This is a genomic window from Lactobacillus sp. OTU4228 (assembly GCF_001006945.1).
Classification (GTDB): domain Bacteria; phylum Bacillota; class Bacilli; order Lactobacillales; family Lactobacillaceae; genus Lactobacillus; species Lactobacillus amylovorus.
Genome location: NZ_CDLD01000015.1, coordinates 49482 through 68633, shown reverse-complemented (window position 1 = coordinate 68633; position 19152 = coordinate 49482). Strand labels below are relative to the sequence as shown.

15 protein-coding genes, 3 pseudogenes and 1 other annotated feature are annotated in these 19152 nt (G+C 38.4%); of the genes and pseudogenes, 4 read left to right on the top strand and 14 right to left on the bottom strand.

Annotated elements, in window-relative coordinates; all coding sequences use genetic code 11:
- The coding region (locus BN1206_RS04810) for a helix-turn-helix domain-containing protein (protein WP_156172723.1) at positions 1–565 on the bottom strand (565 nt) is incomplete at its 3' end.
- A gap of 298 nt (positions 566–863) precedes the next feature.
- Between BN1206_RS04810 and BN1206_RS04805 the strand changes: the two are divergent.
- Positions 864–2094: pseudogene (locus tag BN1206_RS04805) on the top strand (MFS transporter).
- Positions 2095–2158: 64 nt separating this feature from the next.
- On the opposite strand, the gene BN1206_RS04800 reads toward BN1206_RS04805, so the two are convergent.
- From BN1206_RS04800 to BN1206_RS10050, 6 genes are all read right to left on the bottom strand, one after another.
- A complete protein-coding gene (locus BN1206_RS04800; protein WP_013437856.1) occupies positions 2159–3340 on the bottom strand; it encodes a hypothetical protein in 1182 nt (393 codons plus the stop codon).
- Positions 3341–3354: 14 nt separating this feature from the next.
- The gene (locus BN1206_RS04795) at positions 3355–4170 is read right to left on the bottom strand and encodes a Cof-type HAD-IIB family hydrolase (RefSeq protein WP_052542984.1); all 816 of its coding nucleotides are present in this window, start codon (positions 4168–4170) and stop codon (positions 3355–3357) included.
- 108 nt (positions 4171–4278) lie between these two features.
- Positions 4279–4752 carry an S-ribosylhomocysteine lyase gene (locus tag BN1206_RS04790; RefSeq protein ID WP_013437854.1) on the bottom strand — a complete coding sequence of 158 codons (474 nt, stop codon included), beginning with the start codon at positions 4750–4752 and terminating at the stop codon, positions 4279–4281.
- Positions 4753–4932: 180 nt separating this feature from the next.
- Positions 4933–6051, bottom strand: a complete 1119-nt coding sequence (locus BN1206_RS04785) for a 5-methyltetrahydropteroyltriglutamate--homocysteine S-methyltransferase (protein ID WP_052542983.1) — start codon at positions 6049–6051, stop codon at positions 4933–4935.
- Between the two features lie 60 nt (positions 6052–6111).
- Positions 6112–6363: a binding site (T-box leader), on the bottom strand.
- 117 nt (positions 6364–6480) lie between these two features.
- A complete protein-coding gene (locus tag BN1206_RS10055; RefSeq protein WP_231575968.1) occupies positions 6481–7095 on the bottom strand; it encodes an MBG domain-containing protein in 615 nt (204 codons plus the stop codon).
- Positions 7061–7687, bottom strand: coding sequence for an MBG domain-containing protein (locus tag BN1206_RS10050; RefSeq protein ID WP_231575969.1), 627 nt, complete (start codon positions 7685–7687; stop codon positions 7061–7063). The genes BN1206_RS10055 and BN1206_RS10050 overlap by 35 nt, the downstream gene beginning before the upstream one ends.
- A gap of 308 nt (positions 7688–7995) precedes the next feature.
- Here BN1206_RS10050 and BN1206_RS10045 point away from each other — a divergent pair.
- Together BN1206_RS10045 and BN1206_RS04770 are read left to right on the top strand one after the other, a co-directional pair.
- Positions 7996–8989 (top strand): annotated as a pseudogene (locus BN1206_RS10045) (NlpC/P60 family protein).
- Between the two features lie 9 nt (positions 8990–8998).
- Positions 8999–10030: a C39 family peptidase gene (locus tag BN1206_RS04770; protein ID WP_052542982.1), complete on the top strand. Its 1032-nt coding sequence runs from the start codon at positions 8999–9001 to the stop codon at positions 10028–10030.
- Positions 10031–10104: 74 nt separating this feature from the next.
- Here BN1206_RS04770 and BN1206_RS04765 read toward each other — a convergent pair whose 3' ends face one another.
- From BN1206_RS04765 to BN1206_RS04750, 4 genes are all read right to left on the bottom strand, one after another.
- Positions 10105–11292: an amidohydrolase gene (locus BN1206_RS04765; protein ID WP_052542981.1), complete on the bottom strand. Its 1188-nt coding sequence runs from the start codon at positions 11290–11292 to the stop codon at positions 10105–10107.
- A gap of 124 nt (positions 11293–11416) precedes the next feature.
- Positions 11417–13249 carry a DNA/RNA helicase domain-containing protein gene (locus BN1206_RS04760; RefSeq protein ID WP_052542980.1) on the bottom strand — a complete coding sequence of 611 codons (1833 nt, stop codon included), beginning with the start codon at positions 13247–13249 and terminating at the stop codon, positions 11417–11419.
- Between the two features lie 96 nt (positions 13250–13345).
- Positions 13346–14197 (bottom strand): hypothetical protein, encoded by an 852-nt coding sequence (locus BN1206_RS04755; RefSeq protein ID WP_052542979.1) that lies wholly within the window; start codon positions 14195–14197, stop codon positions 13346–13348.
- 242 nt (positions 14198–14439) lie between these two features.
- Positions 14440–15849, bottom strand: coding sequence for an SLAP domain-containing protein (locus BN1206_RS04750; RefSeq protein ID WP_052542978.1), 1410 nt, complete (start codon positions 15847–15849; stop codon positions 14440–14442).
- Positions 15850–15945: 96 nt separating this feature from the next.
- Here BN1206_RS04750 and BN1206_RS04745 point away from each other — a divergent pair, with 96 nt between their 5' ends.
- Entirely contained in the window at positions 15946–16329 is a 384-nt protein-coding gene (locus tag BN1206_RS04745; RefSeq protein WP_052542977.1) for a hypothetical protein, read from the top strand.
- Positions 16330–16734: 405 nt separating this feature from the next.
- On the opposite strand, the pseudogene BN1206_RS04740 reads toward BN1206_RS04745, so the two are convergent.
- From BN1206_RS04740 to BN1206_RS10040, 3 genes and pseudogenes are all read right to left on the bottom strand, one after another.
- Positions 16735–17784: pseudogene (locus tag BN1206_RS04740) on the bottom strand (IS30 family transposase).
- Positions 17785–17901: 117 nt separating this feature from the next.
- A complete protein-coding gene (locus tag BN1206_RS04735) occupies positions 17902–18810 on the bottom strand; it encodes a restriction endonuclease (protein ID WP_052542976.1) in 909 nt (302 codons plus the stop codon).
- Between the two features lie 34 nt (positions 18811–18844).
- Positions 18845–19015 (bottom strand): hypothetical protein, encoded by a 171-nt coding sequence (locus BN1206_RS10040; RefSeq protein ID WP_231575967.1) that lies wholly within the window; start codon positions 19013–19015, stop codon positions 18845–18847.
- Between the last annotated feature and the right edge of the window lie 137 nt (positions 19016–19152).

Genomic DNA, 19152 nt, shown 5'->3' with positions numbered 1-19152 from the left:
TAATCAGTTTTCTAAAACCAGCAATGCGGACAATTCCCAGCTTAGGCAATTTAATATGTTTAGCATCAATAAATCTAGCTGTCCCGTTATCAAGATAGGCTTCTGACTGCTTAGGATATTGACAGTTAGTCTGATATGACCAGTCGCTGCGTTTTTTGTGAAAAGTCGGAATTCCATAACCAATCTTGCGATAGTTGTTCCAAGCTTTCTGATAATTTTGAATGGCGTTGGCAATAGCGAGGCTATCAATTTCTTTAACACGCAAAAAGCTATAAGTATCACGAATATTCCTTGGCTTATCCAATAGTTCGCTATTAGTGACTACTTCTTCTGCCAACCTAGTCTCATAATTATTAAGAATAGAAAAGGCAAAAGGCATTGCTTGATATTGTCTAACAGCTAAGTAGTGCTTAGCATGATAATTGCTTCGATTGCGTCCTACATAAGAGTTGTAGACAAAGCGCTGCGCATCATAGTTTAGTTTAATGATTTTCTTTTGCTTAGAACTAGGATAAAAGCGAAGCTTAACGCCAAAATGATAGGCTAAACTGCTCATTCTTTTCATGTATTTCACCTCCTCATAGATTAGATATTTATATTTTACAGGATAAGCGAACATATGTCTCTATTTTTAGAATAAAAAAAGCTGACTGCTAGGTCAGCTTGGCCCTATCCATCCCCGCATTAAAATACGGGGATTTTCGGGCGTTTTTCATTAAAACAAAGTTTTCAGATCATTCTTTCAGCACGACAGGATGATCTTTTTTTCATAGCAACCCTTGTTTCTTTATTCAAAAAGCGTATCATATACAGACGAAGAAATAATTGGATGACAGAGAGCATTCGTTTTGGAGGAATTAAATATGAAATATATTACGCAGCACAGTCATGGACTAAGTAAAAACCAGAAGTGGGTCATCGCCTCTACTTCATCAGGTTTTGCGCTTGAAAACATGGACGTGCTTTTTTTTATCGTTTGCAATGAGTTCAATGATTGCGGATTTGCACCTCTCTGGTGGAGCCGCAGGGTTGATCTCCTCAATCACTAACTTAGGGATGCTAGTCGGCGGTATCTGCTTCGGCATCCTAGGTGACAAGATTGGCCGGGTTAAAACCTTCTCACACACGGTTTTAATCTTCGCCCTAGCTACCGGTTTAATGGCTTTTGCCAACAACATCTATGAGATATACGCCTTACGTTTTCTCACTGGTATTGGTGCCGGCGGTGAATATGGCGTAGGCATTGCCTTAATCGCCGAAAACTTTGAAAGCGGCAGAATTGGTAAGATGACCTCAATTGCGGCAGTCGGTGGTCAAATCGGTGCGATCTTTGCGGCATTAATTGCGGTTTGGATTATTCCAACAGCCGGCTGGCACGCACTATTCTTGGTCGGAATTGTCCCAGTAATTTTAACAGTCTTTATCAGAAGACATTTGCATGAAAGCGATCAATTCCTCCAAGCTAAAAAAGATGAAAAAGGTTCATTATTACGTGATGTCATTAAAAAAATGTTTTCAACCCCACGTCTTGCTTTTCAAAGCTTAGGCTTGATGGTCATGATGACCGTCCAAATCGCTGGTTACTTCGGCTTAATGAACTGGTTACCAACCATCGTACAAAAGCAATTGAACTTAAACGTATCTAGTTCAAGTATTTGGATGATCTCAACTATCGTCGGCATGAGCATCGGTATGATGACCTTCGGTAACATCTTCGACCACTTCGGTCCACGTAGAGCCTTCGCCATCTTCTTGATCGGTTCAGCTGTCATGGTTTATGTTTTATCACTTGCACAAAACATGGCTACTCTACTCATCATCGGTGCAGTCATGGGCTTCTTCTCAAATGGGATGTTTGGTGGTTACGGTGCAGTAATCAGTCGCCTCTACCCAACTGAGATTCGTTCTTCAGCTAACAATATCATCGTTAACATTGGCCGTGCAATCGGTGGTTTCTCATCAGTTGTCATCGGTATCTTGATGGATCACTACAATTTAACGGTTGTCATGGGCTTTCTTTCAGCCCTCTACATCATTAGTTTCATTGTTATGATGAGTTTGCCAGGCCTTAAAGAATTAAGCCATAACGATTAAATAAAAACAAAATAAACAAACTAAAAGGGATGCATCAAATCGATACATCCCTCTTTTTATCGTCTTATCTCTTTTGTGCAAAATCACTAGTTTTCATTGTCTTGGTTGAAACAACCTTATTCTGATTATGCATATCTTCAATAGTTAAAGTAAAGGTCTTGTCATTGCCCTTATTAAACTTGGCATAGCCATATAAGCTTTCCTTGTCAGTGTTTTTACCATAAACAGAAATCACCAACAAACCAATTGCGAGCTTCTCATTTGAAGTCAACTTATTCATGTTGCCAACCTTCACCTTGGCACCATCAAGCTCACTTTCATAAGTCTTAAGGCTCCAGATCAAGTATTGTGCTTCAGCAGTTGACATTAACTTTCTTGAGTTAACCTGAGTTTGTGCATCCCTCACAGCTAGATCGTAATTGTCACGCTTGAGAGAACTAGACAACTTGTATTTAACTGAATTCTTGACACTATCTACTTTGCCAAGTAAATCCTTCAAGTCAGCTTCCTGATTTTCTAAAATAGCAATCTTGCTACCATCTTTTGCGGAAGCAGCTGTGTTAATTGGCTTCAACTTCTTGCCAGAAAAGAAATTAACATCGCTAGCCTTCACAAAGGCATCCCCAGTATCAACTAGCTCCGTATTAAATCTGTTAGGGAAATCCGGTGAAGTCTTCAAATTAGCCATGGTGTGATAATGATTAGTCAAATGGTAGTACAATTCGCTCTTGTCAGTTTTAGCATTGTACAAGTACATTGCACCATTAACTTTAAAATCAGTCCCCTTCATAAAGGCATAGCCAGCTGGAGTAGACTTTTCAGCGTAAAATGAGTAAAGTGGTGCCTTAGACTTATTGGTCCGCACTGTAGTCAAACCACGACTTGTATAATCGATATCTTGTAAGGCACGCTTTGCTTTAACGTCCTTAGCCCAAACATAATAATCGGTACCCTTAATGTGGTAAGCATCTGGAGAACTATTAGCTAAAATATTCATGCCGCCTAATTGATCAACAGTCAATTTTTGACCTTTCTTGTAGTACTTACCAGTGGTTAAAGCACGGCCGCCAGTTGCCATGAACAATTGTGGCGTCTTTTTCTTAACCGTCACAGTGGTCTGCTTTGCGTATGAAACCTTCTTTACGCTTGCTGCAGAAATAGTATTTGCATTAGCCAAACTTGCTACAGGACTAACCAACATCAAAGTTGCAGCGGAAATCATTAGGATTTTCTTGTTAAATTTCATCTATCTTTACCTCATCACTTTTCTAAAACAAATTTTTCAATTGCCTCACCAACGCCGCCTTGATTGTTATCGGCTTTGGTAATATAGTCGCAGTCGTCTTTCATCTTAGGGTTAACATTAGCCACGCCAACACCCAATCCGGCTGCTTTAATCATAGAAAGATCGTTAAAGTTATCGCCTAAGGCCATCGTCTCTTCAGGCTTGATGCCAAGCTTATTAGCAAGCCAGAGCATGCCTTCACCCTTGTTGACGCCTTGATGGTTGAATTCAAGATAACGGTTGGAAGAATATGACACGTCGAGATCCTTGGTAGTATTGCTAATTTCACTAGCTATCTTTTCTAAATATGGCATATCAGTACTACCGTATAAAACTTTGGCGATGTCTTGTCCCTTTAAGAAGTCAAGATTTGGTTCATCAATAATCTTGTAAACGTGACGTAGTTTCAGATACTTGATTTCATCTTCATCTGCGTTATAGACATAAACCATATCCTTGGTATATACGTGGATGCAGACATCGCATTTTAAACCAAGACGATAAAGTTCGTCGGCTTTAGCAAAGTCCAAGCCTTGAAACTTCATAATTCGATTATCCTTGTTCTCGGTAATGCATCCCCCGTTAAAAGAAATCACATACTCATTTGCCTTATCCTTCAGACCGATATCTGCCAGCGTCTTCTCAATTGCTCGATAGCCGCGTCCAGTTGCTGGGACAAACTTCACGCCCAGCTTTGTCGCTGCTTTAATCGCATCGATATTACGCTGACAGACATGCGCATCATCATCAATCAGAGTTTCATCAAGATCACAGGCAATTAGTTTATACATAAAAAACTCACGTCTTTCTAAATTGAATACGTTTTCAGTATAACAAAATATGCACACTAAAAAAAGCTAGATACAAAAACCTAGCTTTTTCTTAATATTTATACTTAATTAAATGACATGACGTTCAAATGGATCGTCACTGATGCCTTCTTCAAGGATGTCACGGCACCATTCCTTTGCAGTAAAGAGTGAGTGATCGCGATAGTTACCACAGGTCTTAATCGTGGTTCCTGGAACGTCTTCCCAAGTGATGGTATCGCGAATTTCTTCAAGGGAGGACTTAAGAGCTTTTGCAACTTCAGTAGTTGAATGCTCGCCCCAAACGATCAAGTGAAAACCAGTCCGACAGCCGAATGGCGAACAATCGATAACGCCGTCAAGACGATCGCGGAGTAAACTTGCAAGCAGGTGTTCGATGGTGTGCAAACCACCCGTTGGAATGGCGTTCTTGTTAGGTTGGACTAAACGCAAATCGTAGTTAGAAATCTTGTCGCCTTTTGGTCCTTCTTCAACAGTAATTAAACGAACGTAAGGTGCCTTAACTTTAGTGTGATCCAAGGTGAAACTCTCGACTTTTGCCATAGTATTTTTCTCCTTTTTAAATAATTATATTAGCTTTTAACTAAATTCCTGTTTAATATGCTCAGATTGAGAATTATAAATTTGCAAAGACATAGAGGCCAAAGCAAATCAGTAATCCCCATACTACCTGTGCTATAATCCATAGTTTTTTCTTCATTGCTTTGTCCCCTCTTTCATTAATTATGCCCAGATTTGCTTAGCTGTATCGATTACTAAAGCAATCTTCTTCCATTGTTCTTCTTCGGTTAATTGGTTGCCTTCCTCGGTTGAGGCAAAACCACATTGGGTGCTAAGAGCTAAGTCTTGCAAGTCGTGGAATTGAGTGGCTTCTTTAACTCTAGTGATCAGGTCGTCAGGCTTTTCAAGTTCTGGCTTCTTGCTAGTTACAAGGCCAAGAACAACTTCTTTTCCTGCTGGTACTTCCTTAATTGGATCGAAGCTACCAGATCTTTTATTATCGAATTCTAGATAAAAGGCATCGACGTTTTCTTGAGCGAAAACATATTTAGCAACTGGACCGTAGCCACCTTTTGCTGCCCAAGTTGAGTGGTAATTGCCGCGGCAGATGTGAGTTGAAACACGTAAGTCGTCTGGCAAGTCGACTAAAGCACCGTTGTTAACACGGAGGTATTTCTTTTCTAAGTCGTCACGGTCGAAACCTTGCTTAACCATTGTTGCCCAGAAGTCGTCGTCGACAACCATGCCCCAAGTACAGTCATCAAGTTTGACGTCGCGGCAACCTGCATCATAGAGGGCGAGGATTAAATCGCGGTAGGCCTTTGAAATATCGTCGAGTAATTCGTCTTCATTAGAGTAAAACTTCTTTACGGCTGTCACGTTTTCTGGACCACGAACGAGTTCGGCGTAGAATTGTGCGGGTGAAGGGATGCTTTGACGAGGAGTGACGTCACTGCTATCAGTGATACTCTTTAAATACTTAAAGGCTTCGAGATCAGGATGATCACCAGTAAATTCAATCTTACCTTCAACTTGGGCCGAATCGTTACGGGTTTCTTCATCGTGGAAGAAGTAACCGTGTTCTTGCTTAGTATGCTTGATTCCGCCGAAGCCCCAGAAGGTATCAAGGTGCCAGTAGCTTCGTCTAAACTCACCATCAGTGACGATCTTTAAACCAGCCTTTTCTTCTTTGGCAACTAGTTTCTTAATTTCTTCGTCTTCAACTTTCTTTAAGTCATCCTTAGAAATCTTCTTTGCGGCAAAATCTGCTCTTGCTTGCTTTAATTCTGCAGGTCTTAAAAAACTACCAACGATATCATAATGTACTAAATTTCTACTCATAATTCTCTTCTCCTTTATTAAAAAAACAGGACAAAAAAAGCGCCTCTAGACAATTGCTTGTCTAGGGACGCTACTAGCGTGTTACCACCCTTATTCAGTATCAGCTTACACTGATACCCTCACTAAGTACGCTTCTAAAAATAGAAGTTATACTCGGACGCTATATCGGGCATCCCCCGTGAACAGCTTACTTGCGCTTGCTCTTCAATGGACTCCAAGACCATTTTCGTTAGGTACTCCCGCACTGCATTTCACCATCCGCAGCTCTCTTTGGCGGTAACCGCTAATTACTTATCTTTTCTTTGTCGCTCTTATTTGATTTGATCTTATATTATAATTTAGCTCTCATATTGTCAACACATTTTTAATATTTGCTTTTATTTTTTCATAAAGAAAAAGCCATGGAATATATCCATGACTTCTCTTTGATTAATTATCGTCCTTCTTCTTGCGCTTTCTGTCAGCGGCTAAGCCGAATAGACTCAAGCCTGCGAACAATGAACCAAGCCATGCAAGTGGACCTTCATGCGCTGAACCAGTTTGTGGCAACTCATTCTTGCCATTAGTTGTATGGTTGAAGATTGCGCTCTTAGGACTAATAGCTTGTTCGTCAGAAGTTGGACTAATTGGACCCCTTTCACCAATTGGGCTATTTTGGCCGTGAAGTCCTGCGTTCAACTTGTTGTTCATTTCACCACTGATTGCACCATCTGCAAAGCTGTAATTAGTATTAGCGTTCTTGATCTTAGTAATTCCGCTATCCTTAAGCTTCAAGTAGTAAGGGCCAACGTTAGTTGGAAGACCTATCATAACACTGTAAGTACCGTCAGTATTCTTAGTCATCCATTCATAGTCATCACCAGTTACTAGACCACCTGGATTCCAAGTTACTGAGTTAATAATATCGCTGACTGAGGTACCTTGACCGTTGTAAGTCTTTGTACTACTGTTTCCTAATTTATCTGTAGCAACTTTTGGATTAATCATGTACTTAATCGTACCGTTGACTTCACTGAAGCTGTAGTTTGGATTTGCATTTTGCAATGAAAGCTCTGTCTGTCAAACGAGCTTCGTAAGTGCCCACATTATTTGGAACTTCATCAAGCTTATTACCACTTGCATAGTACCAATCAAAGTCGCTAGCCTGAATTCCTGTATCTGACAATGCAATACCACTTACAGTATCAGTACCGCTAATGCTCAAAGCATCGAGATCTAATCCACTATCAGTCAAAGTGATCGTGTAGATACCATCGTTCTTAGGAGCATTATGATCTGATGTATTCCAAGTATAGTCACCATCTTGAAGTTTGTACATACTACTATCGGTGCTACCTGGGTATGTGAATGTAACTTCAATGCTGCCGCCATGATTGATTTGTGCAGTTGTTACACCAGATCCATCAAATACCTTTCGGTTAGATCCAGATAATCCTGCAGAAGCAGTAGTTGAAGCAATATTGTAAGTTACAGTAGTCTTAAATGTCCCCGTGTAGTTATCGTTGTTGCCAGTTAAGTTCTTCAATCTAGTTTCGGCAGATGGTGATAATGCAATTGTGTAAGTACCAGCATTAGTTGGAGTAATTGCATTGCCATCAGCATCTACAAATTGAAGATCATTCTTGGTTAAAGTGATAGTTTGTGCTGTTCCATCTGGAGCGTAAACAGTAGCTGAATAGTGAACATTATTAATATTAGCTGCAACTAATAAATCACTTTCTGAATTTAACTCACTTTCATTACACCCTTAGTCTAGGCTTATAAAAACTAAATTCAATTATTCCGGACTATACATATTTCTAAAATGTAAGCGCATACTCTATTACATTTTCAAAAACCTAACCTATTCAATTTTCAAAGTAGTAAAATAAATTTTCAAATTTTATTATTTAAAATTTGAAGGGGGTTATGATATAAAAAAAACAAAATAAGTGGACGATTGCCATTGTCTCTGCCTTAATTGGAATCGTTGCCTGCACCACTAGCGTGCAAGCCGCAGACACAACTAGCGACGTCTCAACAAATCAATCAACTAGTGCAACAACTACCAGCTACAGCAAGGCTGATTACTTTTCACGTAGTCCAAAGATTATCCGTGTTAAGCATTCCACTCCTGCCTATTCCGATGCAGCATTGACCAACTCAGTTCGCACCGCTAGAAGTGGTGAACACTTTTTAGTTCAAAGTCTAATTACACCAAATTGCAAGGCTCCAGTAGTCAGAACCACAACTGGCTTGTATTTACCAGCAAAAACAAGTTTGCTTGCTGCAGTCAAGGGTTACCAAAATCCAAAGGGCTACCATCAAGTTCACTACACTCAAGTTAAGTCTTATGGTACGGTCGGCTACAATTTGTACCGCGGCTATGAAGGAATTAAGACTTCCAAAGAAGACACAACTTGCCAGCTACTGATGATGTTGACCTGAAGACTTGGCAAAGTTAGGTTTTTCAAATGCTTCATGGTATGATATAGATAACTACATCGCACCGCTTAGAGCGCAAGCTTGGCAAGGCCGTTCTGCTCATATTGAGGCAATGATTCACCAAGCCTACCGATATATGGGTAAACCATAGCTTGCAGGTTGTTCTTCAAGTCCAGCATACGGCGTTGACTGTTCTGGTCTTGTAATGCAAAGTCTCTACGCTGGTGGGATTAGCCCAACTCCAACTAGTTCAATTGGTCATGCCCATCCCGGCAATGAATGGAATTCACGTAACCTTTGGGCCGACAAGCACCTGAAGCGCGTTCCATATTCTGAACGTCAACGTGGCGATCTTGTCTTTTACTACCAACCAGGTACTCACACTATCTGGCACGTTGCAATCTATCTTGGCAATAACCGCATGATCGAAAGCTGGCCACCACGTGTCATGGTCCAACCGATCGTTAACGGTCAACGCAACGTTATTGCCGGCATCAAGAGACCGTTTATTTAATAAGGAAAAATGAAACATCAAAAATTAATCCTTTTAGCAACTTTATTTAGCGCCGGTTTAATGCTCACTACTAGTCAGACTGCTTTAGCCGATACTACAACAAGCGCAAACCAAACTACCGCTAATAATAGTTCAAATTCAAATACTAATAACTCAACCAGTAATACAGATAATAAGGAACAAACTAATTCAAGTTCCACTGATTCTAGTCAAACTAAGAATGAAAACCAGAATCAAGCTCAGGACAAGAACGAAAATAAAACTGAGATTAATAAGCAGCCGGAGACTAAACCGCAAACTCAACCTAAAGCTCGCTGGATCAGTCAAAACGGCAAGCGCTACTATGTGGTCAACAACAAGCCAACCAAGGGTTTGAAGAAGATCGACAAGGATTGGTACTTGTTTGATAAAACTGGCGCCATGCTAACGGACGTCCGCAAAATTCCCAAGCAAAACAATTATGGCTACTTTGGTCAAAACGGTAAGCGCAAGTTCAAGAATACTAAAACTAGCCGCGCCTACTACTGGATCAACAAGTCAGGCAATATTACTGGCATCAAGAACTACACCAAAGTGATTTGTCAGCGTCCTGAAATGCCTACTGGTTGTGAAATCACCGCTGTAACAATGATGATCAACTTTGCTGGTAAGAACATTACTAAAGATCAAGCAGCAAAAATCATGCCACGCAGCCTCAACCCTAACAAAGGCTTCATCGGTTCACCTTATAAGAAGTTTCCGTTGGGCTTCTGGGTTGCACCAAATGGCGTTAAACCTGTAGTTAAGCACTATCTTGGTACTGCCACTAACATGACTAACTGCAGTATTGCCGCAATTAAGAAAAAGTTGATCCGCTCCCACCTAGTTGTGGCTTGGTTTGGCTGGTTCGACGGCTTTTCAAACCATGCAGTTGCTTTAACTGGTTATCACGGCAACACTTTGTACTACAACGATCCGTGGACTGGCACTAAACGTTCGATGAGTGTGGCAACTTTCCAACGTCATTGGGCATTGGATGGTCACCGTGCATTGAGTTATTAATTTGAATCAAAAAAGACGACTTGCTTTTTCAAGTAAGCCGTTTTTTGATGTTCTAATTGTCAGTCTAGAGAAAATTACGCAAAATAATGACTAATCACACTAGCCGCAGATTTAGCACAAATTATCAAGCAATCCTCATCCATCATAAAGCTAGGACTGTGATGCGGATAGTCTCCACCATCGGCTGGCTGACAGCCAACGTAGAAGAAACAGCCTGGCTTTTTCTGAGCAAAGTAGGCAAAATCTTCTGATGCATTGACCACGCCGCTGTCCTTCACAGTCGTCACTTCAGGAATGTTGCTCTCCTTAATCCACTTCTCTGCGTTCTCAGTCAATTTTTTATCATTAATTAAAACAGGGTAATTGTCATCATAGTCAAACTTCGATTCAACGCCAAAAGTAGCATCAACTCCATTAACAATTTGCTCAATCTGCTGGCGAATCTTTTTACGCGTATCTTCATTCATCACACGCACATCGCCCTTGAGCTTAACCTGTCCTTTGATCGCATTGTAGCTGCCCGCTCCATCAAATGAACCGATGGTAACACTGCCGACATCAAACGGATTCAGGCGTCTTGACACAATCGTCTGCAATTCCGTAACAAAATATGATCCAGCGACAATGGCGTCATTACTGAGCTGTGGCATCGAAGCATGCCCACCTTTACCTGTGAAAGTTAGGTCAAAGTTTGCACGTCCGGTTTGCGTTGGACCTGAGTGAAGTTGAACTGTTCCAGTTGGCATCGTGCTCATTACATGAATACCATAAATGTCGTCGACACCGTCAAGTGCACCATCTTTGATCATCGATAACGCGCCACCAGGTGCAACCTCTTCTGCTGGTTGATGAATGATGCGAATACTGCCGTTGATCTCATCTTTTAGTTCAATTAAGCATTTGGCTAAAACTAATAAGTATGCGGTGTGACCATCGTGACCGCAAGCATGCATGACACCTGGATTCTGCGACTTGAATGGCAAGTTATTATCTTCTTGAATAGCGAGGCCATCGAAGTCAGCTCGCCAAGCCAACTTTTTACCAGGTTTATCTGGATTGATGTCCACGACTATACCATAGCCGTCGCCGCAGTCTCTCATCTTACAGTCCAAGTTGCTGTAATAGTCTTTGATAAAAGCAGCGGTGTTCTTTTCATGGAAAGAGACTTCGGGATGCTCATGTAAGTAGCGGCGAAGTTCGATGATTTCGCTTCGATGATCGTCTAAAAGGGTCATTAGCTTTGATTCAAAATTAGGATTCATAAAGGTGCCTCGATTCTATAATTAGTTTTATTTTTAGCTTAATTATAAGGCGATCCTTATGTTTAGTGGTGAATTTTGAATGCATATGAAAACAGCATCCCCCGACTGGAGGGATGTTGCTTGTTTATTCTGCAGCTTTCTCAAGTGCTGCTTGTAATTCTGGATCAACTGCATGAATATATAATCCGTGAACACCACGCGTCATCAAAACATTGAACTCATTTTTCAAAAGTTCATCAGCATAACTTTCAGTAGAATTACGTTTTTGCGTGGCCTTACTATTCTTACTTTCCGAAGGATCATGAACAATTTTCCTATTTCTATACTTAACAGAAGGTCCTAATTCAACGCCTACATAATTCAAGTCAAAACCTTGCACAGTATAAGTTGAGCCAATTTCATCAATTGTGTAATCCTTCTCTGCCCAAGAAAGATCACTATACTTTACATGATTCTTAGAATGGTGTCTGCGTTCAAATTTGTCACGAGTATTAATTTCCTTATTCCATGGCATCTTCCAACCATTTTCGGAAACTTCCCAATAATCTTGCCCCTTCGGTAATTTTCTCTTTCCACCAGAATAGTCCCAGTCAAACGTGGCTACCATTCTACTGATACCGTTATTGTGATCCTTATCTTTCTTTTCAATTGCCTTCTGCATCTCAGCAGGACTCTTAAAAATCTTAATCTCATACGTAGGATCTTTAGGAATTTTACCAACGATGCCTTTATCTACTAGATCACGAATCCACTTAACAGTTTGAGGAGATGCATCAATTCTCATTTGGTTATGCAAATGAATGATGTTCTTTTCACCGATAGACTTTTCTAACTCCTTAAACTTATTACCAGTCCAAACTGCAGAAGTAGAAAGCACCTGTTTAGGATCGAAGACAGCCATTACAACTTTGGCTCTTTTTACAATATCCTTTAGCATGTTAGTGCCAACTTTGACATCAGGATATCTTTTATCGTTTGAGTATGACTGACTAGATTGTGTTAAAAGTAGGTGGGCTTCGTCAATTAAAGCGATATCCACTTTTTCATCGGGTTGAACGTGCTTAATAAATGATACTGGCTTTTCTACGGTTACCTTGTCATCTTTTTCAAAAAGCTTGCGTGAAATATCGGCATAAACCTTCAACTGCTCATCTTGATTCACAAGCATTGATACGGAAAGTTTCTTGTGAGAATCTGGCTCTTCCTTATCATTAAGCTGATCTTCATGAACCAAATCATAGAAAATATTGCTCATTAAAACCGTCTTACCTGAACCGGCATCCCCTTCTACCAGAATTAGTTGACCGTTTTCCACATTCTTATTCCTTTGTTCAACTAAAGCCTGATTGATTTTATCGATGATTTCAGTTTTAGCTCTAAGTTGCTCGCCAGTAAGTTTATTAAATGGGGATGCTTTAAATAATGCGGATGATTCTAAGATCTTTTTGGCAGGAAAAAGCTTTGGGTCTTGCTTGCCTAATTTCTTCCAGATCTTATCAAATAGATCATTGAACTCCTGAGAATCATAATATTTATTTTGTTCATTATGACGACGATTATTCAGTTTTTTGACTGCAGGCACACTGCTCAGATATTGCATCAGACGATTTTCAACATCCAAAGTCATGGACTTATTAAAATGCTCGTGCCCGATTACGTACATTTTTACGTCTTTTGCATTCTTTAATTTAAAGAAGTCCTCACGTTCTTTTGGATCTGCATCCAAGTGCTGAATAGTTCGACGTTGAATATCATTTGTTTCGCCAACATAGACTGTATATTGATTCACTTTTTCAGGATCGTCAATGATGTATACAGTTGGATAATCGATCAATAATGATTGTTTATTTTCATCGTCAGAGAATTGATTACGAATTTGATCATTAAGCTCAGTCGCCGTATTTATATCATATTTAACTGGATAAATTATGGGATCTTTCAATGCGGATTTAGACAATGCTATAGTGTCTCCTTTGAACGCTAATATTAATAATCTTATTATACAAAAATCTATGGCAAAACTTTCAAATTTCACCATAAATAATCACATAGTTTATTCCAATCCATTCACTTGATTAATCAGCTTTTCATTAACTAAACTTTGCTTTTCAGCAGCATCATTGACGAATTCGAAGACAGACTTATCAATTTTAGAAACATTAATATAAAACACTGTATCAACTCTTGCATTATAGATCATCAAGCGTTTAATTACTCTGTCATTGAAATGATTATAAAAACCCAATGTATAGTACAAAAGGAGTTGTCGTACCCAATATGGTTGCATGGTAGTTTTATTGGATGCCTTAAGATCGATTATCGTGTGTGAAAGCAAATAATCACCATCACCTGAAAGATAACCATTCTTAGTCGAAGCGGTAAACGCAGTTACACTAGGCCGACCATATTTCCAAAAGAACATCTCAATTCGTTTCAACATTAACTTTAAGTTTTCAATGGTAATTTGGTTAGGATAATTTACTGGCTTCCTATAGGTGCCACTTCGAAAAGCTATCTCCCATGCACAAATATCTAGACCTATATTAAAGACTTCATCCGGAATTTCATCTATATTAGCTGCCTTTTCAACTAGAGGCTCCAGGCTTTTTTCTTTATCCATTATTTCATCAAAATAGTCTGATGAGATAAGACCTGCATCCAAGTATCGCTTTAATTCAATATTTGGAAGATCAAAGGCATTAATATCTCCAAGCAATATATAACGAGTTAAATAATCTAACAATGTACCAAAATTGGATGGCGTTATTGTCTCGTCATCCTCAGGTATTAAGGCATCTTTACTTAAATGATCAACATGAAATTCACTAGGTCTTATGATTCTATCCAATGGTAGTGACTTGGCTTGCTTAGCAAATCGCGTAATCGAATTAGGTATAGTCGTCATATCCTTGTCCTCCTTTATTTATATAGTATATATACATTTCTACATAAAAAGAGCCAGTGAATTTTTGGTTCACTGACCTAATTTTATTATTTATCCCTTTGTCTACTGACGTTATTTCACGAGGATTATAGTCTGGTTCTTAATATTCTTCAGTTTCATAATCATTATCGGTATTTTGATCAAAAATCGTATTTTTTTAATCATTTGGTGTCCTTGATTTATATAATTTTTAGCTAATGAAATTAATGATACTTTGGGATTACAAATTTTATAAAACGAGCTGTTTCAATAGCGCTTGGAGCATCGCCTTGTGCATAATAGATGGTCATTGTATCTTTACTTAACTGAATATCGTTTTTATGTAAATATCTTTTTGCAGCATTAAGAACACTCTTTTGTTGATCTGGGGTCAAAGTAAACTTTTCGCCTGAATAGCCATTTATCGTCACAGGTTTACCATCTAAATCTGTAATTGCATTTTCTAAATTTTTCTTTGCTATTTTTATATCAGATTCAGAAGACCATTTACTAGAAGCAACTCTATTAGCTATGTTATAAGCCTTGTCATAAGCTTTACATTTATCTTCAGACGAATAGTAGTAAATTAAAGAAGCGTAATTTCCTGAAAAACCTAAAAAGTGTAAGTTATTCCCATTCACCCACTTACCAAATTGATATAATTTTTCAACAGAAGCGGGACTAAATGTCTGATCTTTACCTGAATTTTCAAAGGCTGAGACTGGAATATATTCTTTAGTATCTTCAGGTTCTTCACCGTCCCATGTAGCTATTTGATAATATGATTTACCATGAATATTAGATACTATTTTTCCTTTATCATTAATTGCAACTTCATACTTGCGGTCTTTTATTGCAAAAGCTCCCAAGATTCTGTTTCCATTCTCGTCATACATATATGAGTTATGCAGACATAGCAAATCAGCATCTTCTTCGTCATCGCTATCATCACTTTGATTAGAAGTAGTATCATCTGTCGATGAATTACCCGTTGCTGATGACGTGCCATTATTCACTGGAGCAGTACTTTGACCATTAGTAACTGGTGTAGCTGGGGTATTACTCTTCTTATCACCTGTAATATTATCGTTTGAAGTATTCTTAGTCACACTCGAAGTAGCATTATCAGCACCAGTATCCCAATCAACATTATTAAATCTAATAAATTGATTGCGTCCAATTTGAACATACTTCTTACCCTTAATTGTTACAGTACTTAAAATTGGTACAACCTTACCATGCTTAACCATCTTCTTACCAACACGACGACCTTTAGCATTATAAACATAAGAATTTTTACCGACTAAAACAGTACTTGCATCGGCACTCGTTTTAGTTGAGCTTTTAGTAAAATTGCTCATCTTAATGAACTCATTTTTACCGATTTGAATGTACTTTTTACCATGAATTTTCTTAATTGCAAGAACCTTAAAACTGGTCCCATTCTTAACTGAGTCAGAACTAAGTTTTTGACCTTTCGCATTATAAATATAAGCATTATGTGATAAGTAGGCATTTCTACCAGTTCTTACAGTTGCTGCTTGAACATTATTATTTTGTACTAATCCCACTGACAATAAAGCAAGTCCAGCAAGACTTACTAATATATTCTTCTTCAATTTCTTAATCTCCATAGATTTATCTTCTATATCTTTTTCCTTATAAACTCAATTATACGCCCAAGCGTTATAATGAACTTGTAGAATTTGAATGAATCTACGGAGGATAACATGAAGAGACACACTAAATTATTAATTTTTGTAGCAATGCTATTATGTGCTATCGGACTCATCAGCACTAATAGTAAAACAGTTCAAGCAACATATCTTAACGGAAATGACTACACTGACATGTGTAAGAGATATGTTAAAGTAGTCAAACCAGTTAAAGTTTACAAAGTAAGAACTGGTACTTGCGAAGCTAACAATCACTTCAAGTATTATGGCAAACTAAAGAAAGGCAGTCATGTTTGGATCTCACGTTGGTTAATGAGCACTGGTGGTGGTTGGGTCATCATCAATGATGGTAAATATTATTCAACTCGTCGCACATTCTTCTTTGCAGTTAACCCACATGGTTACAATCGTGCAAACTGGTACAAAAGAATAGCATAAAAACAAGAGCAAGCTCCACTACAGAACTTGCTCTTATTTCTTTTCCAATTAGATCATTTTCGTTTACATCAAATTACTAGACCTAACATACAAATTAACCTATAAATTTGAGCATTAAACAAAGCCAGCCGCAATTCATCGCCAATCTATGATCCATGAGCCGTGTCTCTACTTTTAACCCAGTTGACTTTAGACCAGCTTAAATTGCATCATCAGTTTTATTTCCTACTCACTCTGTTAGTCTCAACGCTACCCGCTTTGACTTCTACTGGTTGGGCTTCGCCTTTTACATGTAAAGCCTTTCCCTTTTCATCGTCATCGTAACACCGGTTGCAGAGTTATTCAAAGATTAGTGCTTAGTTATAGATAATATTTTTTCGTAAATTGCAATAATAAATTGAACACTTATGCTGTTTGATAGATACGATCCAATTCCTTTTCAAAGATTTCATCTGGGGTATGATATGCTAAGATCTTTCTCAGCAGTGAATTGCACCGGGTTTCAATATTAATGATGTCTTGAAGAGAATAGTTATTGATGTAATCACCTTTAGGAATAAACCTACGAATAAGGCCGTTATGTCTTTCAACAGTACCTTTATCGCAAGAAGTATATGGATGGGCGTAATAGACTAAGGTATTAGATACTTCCTCTAGATTGGAAAGATCCGCAAACTCTGAACCATTGTCAGTTGTAATTGTCTTGAAGATTTCATTCCAGTGCTCACTATACTGCTTATGTAGAGTTTGAAAAGCGCTCATAACACTGGCAGCTGTCTTGTCTGGAATACGCAAGATTAGAAACTCACGGCTCATTCGCTCAGACAAAGTTAGCAGTACTTGATCATCTCTAGTCTTATGTCCTAAGACTAGGTCGCATTCCCAGTGACCAAACTCTTTTCAATCATTAATCTCTTTAGGGCGTTCTTCAATGCTTCGACCTAATTTCTTCTTGTTCTTATGAACACGATGAATTTTAGTATTACGCTTTAACTTCTCAGGCAAATCAGAGTTTCTGATAGCCAACAAGCCTTGATCTACATAGTTATATAGAGTTCTAGTGCAGACTATCTGGTCGCTGCTAAATTCACCCACAGCCAAGCAGCGATTGGCACATACATCAAGTGACCAATTGTCTTCAAAGAAATGCTTATTGACATACTTGATAAAGTCAGATTTCTTCAAGAAGTCTGATTTGCGACCACAGTGGCGTCGGTTAGTCTGATAAACACTTTGACCATGATCAGCCTTGTAACGCTTCTGTTTGCCACGATAAAGAGTAACAGTGCCTCGTCTAACTTCGTAACTGATTGTAGAAGGCGAACAGCACAACTCACGAGCAATTGCTCTAAGAGAAAATCCATCTTTGATACGAGTTTGGATAATAACTCGCTCTTCTAATGACAAATGTTTTCCTTTTTTGTGCTTAGGCATGATAGAATGTAAAGAGTCCATTTGTGACCTCGTTTCAAGATGTTTTGTGGTAATTACATTCTATCAAACGGGTCCAGATGGACTTTTTATTTTTCTAAAGTGTTCAATTTGATTTTACAATCGGCGAAAATTTAATTTCTAATCTTTCTCAAAATAATAATCATCAAGTGCATAAGTAGTAACCGGCTTAATATGAAGCTGATATTTCTCAATTAAATCGGTTAATTCTTGACCATCGATTAAAGTTACTGTACGATTACCCTTCATCGCAATTCTTTTAGCGGTGTCTGTGTAATAACTTGTAGTTACGAAAATGCCATATTCAGCATTAAAACTATCCATTGTACCCTTAAAATCACGGATTTCTGCTTCACCAACTGGACCTGAAGTATACCTTTTACATTGAATTGCTACCCGACTTGTTCTAAATTCATCTGAACGAAAATAACCGAAGCCATCGATACCATGATCTCCAGATATTTGAACTCCTTTTTCCTTATCTATTGCCACTCCCATTTTTGAAATTAACAAGCGCGAGAAGCTTTCAAATTTTTCAGGTTTGAACTTTTTGATTTGATCCAACAACTGAGTCTTCCAATCATTATCAGCAGAATCTTGTTCATCATTTGAATCTACTGCCTCTTCTTTTTGGTCATTAGCTAATTTCTTAGCCTTGTTTCTCTCAGCACGTAAAGCGTTCTTCTTGTCCCAATATGCTGCGATAATTCTTTGTTGTTCTTTTGAAGGATAATTAGTTAAATCAGCAGATCTACCTAAATCTGTTAAGACAACATCTTGATTACGTTTTAACTCTTCAACATAACCAACTGAATAAAGATTCTTTAAACCAAAATTGAAGTCGAATAAAAATGGAGAATACATCCCCGTTTTTGCTTTTTTCGTATAATAAACACCTTCATAAGTTAAACCATCATATTCATTTTCCGCTATGGTTCGACGAATCTGTTTTCTAGAAGCTGAACCTCCCAGATCTCTAAGAGCCATAACAATTGCTTTTCCAACATCACGTCGTTTATATTTTTTCATTTTTATATTTTTCCTTTATCTTTATTTCTGTTTTTCACTTCAATTTAATACCCAGCAACTTAAGCACCTGCTCATTCTTTTTACTTTGTTTCTCTGCTGCATTATTTACAAATTCAAATACTGATTCATCAATATCGGCAATCTTGACAAAATATACTGTATCAGTCCGAGCATTAAAGATCATCAAACAGTTAATTTTTTTCATCGTTAAAATGATTATAAAAACCTAAAGTGTAGTAAACAAGGAGTTGTCTAACCCAGTATATTTGCATACTTTGAGCATTTGAAACTTTTAAATCCACCAAAGTATCTTTAAGAAGATAATCTCCTTCACCTGCTAAA

Coding starts and splice junctions, on each gene's coding strand:
- BN1206_RS04800 (WP_013437856.1), bottom strand. CDS start 3,340: ATGAAATTTAACAAGAAAATCCTAATGATTTCCGCTGCAACTTTGATG.
- BN1206_RS04795 (WP_052542984.1), bottom strand. CDS start 4,170: ATGTATAAACTAATTGCCTGTGATCTTGATGAAACTCTGATTGATGAT.
- BN1206_RS04790 (WP_013437854.1), bottom strand. CDS start 4,752: ATGGCAAAAGTCGAGAGTTTCACCTTGGATCACACTAAAGTTAAGGCA.
- BN1206_RS04785 (WP_052542983.1), bottom strand. CDS start 6,051: ATGAGTAGAAATTTAGTACATTATGATATCGTTGGTAGTTTTTTAAGA.
- BN1206_RS04770 (WP_052542982.1), top strand. CDS start 8,999: ATGAAACATCAAAAATTAATCCTTTTAGCAACTTTATTTAGCGCCGGT.
- BN1206_RS04765 (WP_052542981.1), bottom strand. CDS start 11,292: ATGAATCCTAATTTTGAATCAAAGCTAATGACCCTTTTAGACGATCAT.
- BN1206_RS04755 (WP_052542979.1), bottom strand. CDS start 14,197: ATGACGACTATACCTAATTCGATTACGCGATTTGCTAAGCAAGCCAAG.
- BN1206_RS04750 (WP_052542978.1), bottom strand. CDS start 15,849: ATGGAGATTAAGAAATTGAAGAAGAATATATTAGTAAGTCTTGCTGGA.
- BN1206_RS04745 (WP_052542977.1), top strand. CDS start 15,946: ATGAAGAGACACACTAAATTATTAATTTTTGTAGCAATGCTATTATGT.
- BN1206_RS04735 (WP_052542976.1), bottom strand. CDS start 18,810: ATGAAAAAATATAAACGACGTGATGTTGGAAAAGCAATTGTTATGGCT.
- BN1206_RS10040 (WP_231575967.1), bottom strand. CDS start 19,015: ATGAAAAAAATTAACTGTTTGATGATCTTTAATGCTCGGACTGATACA.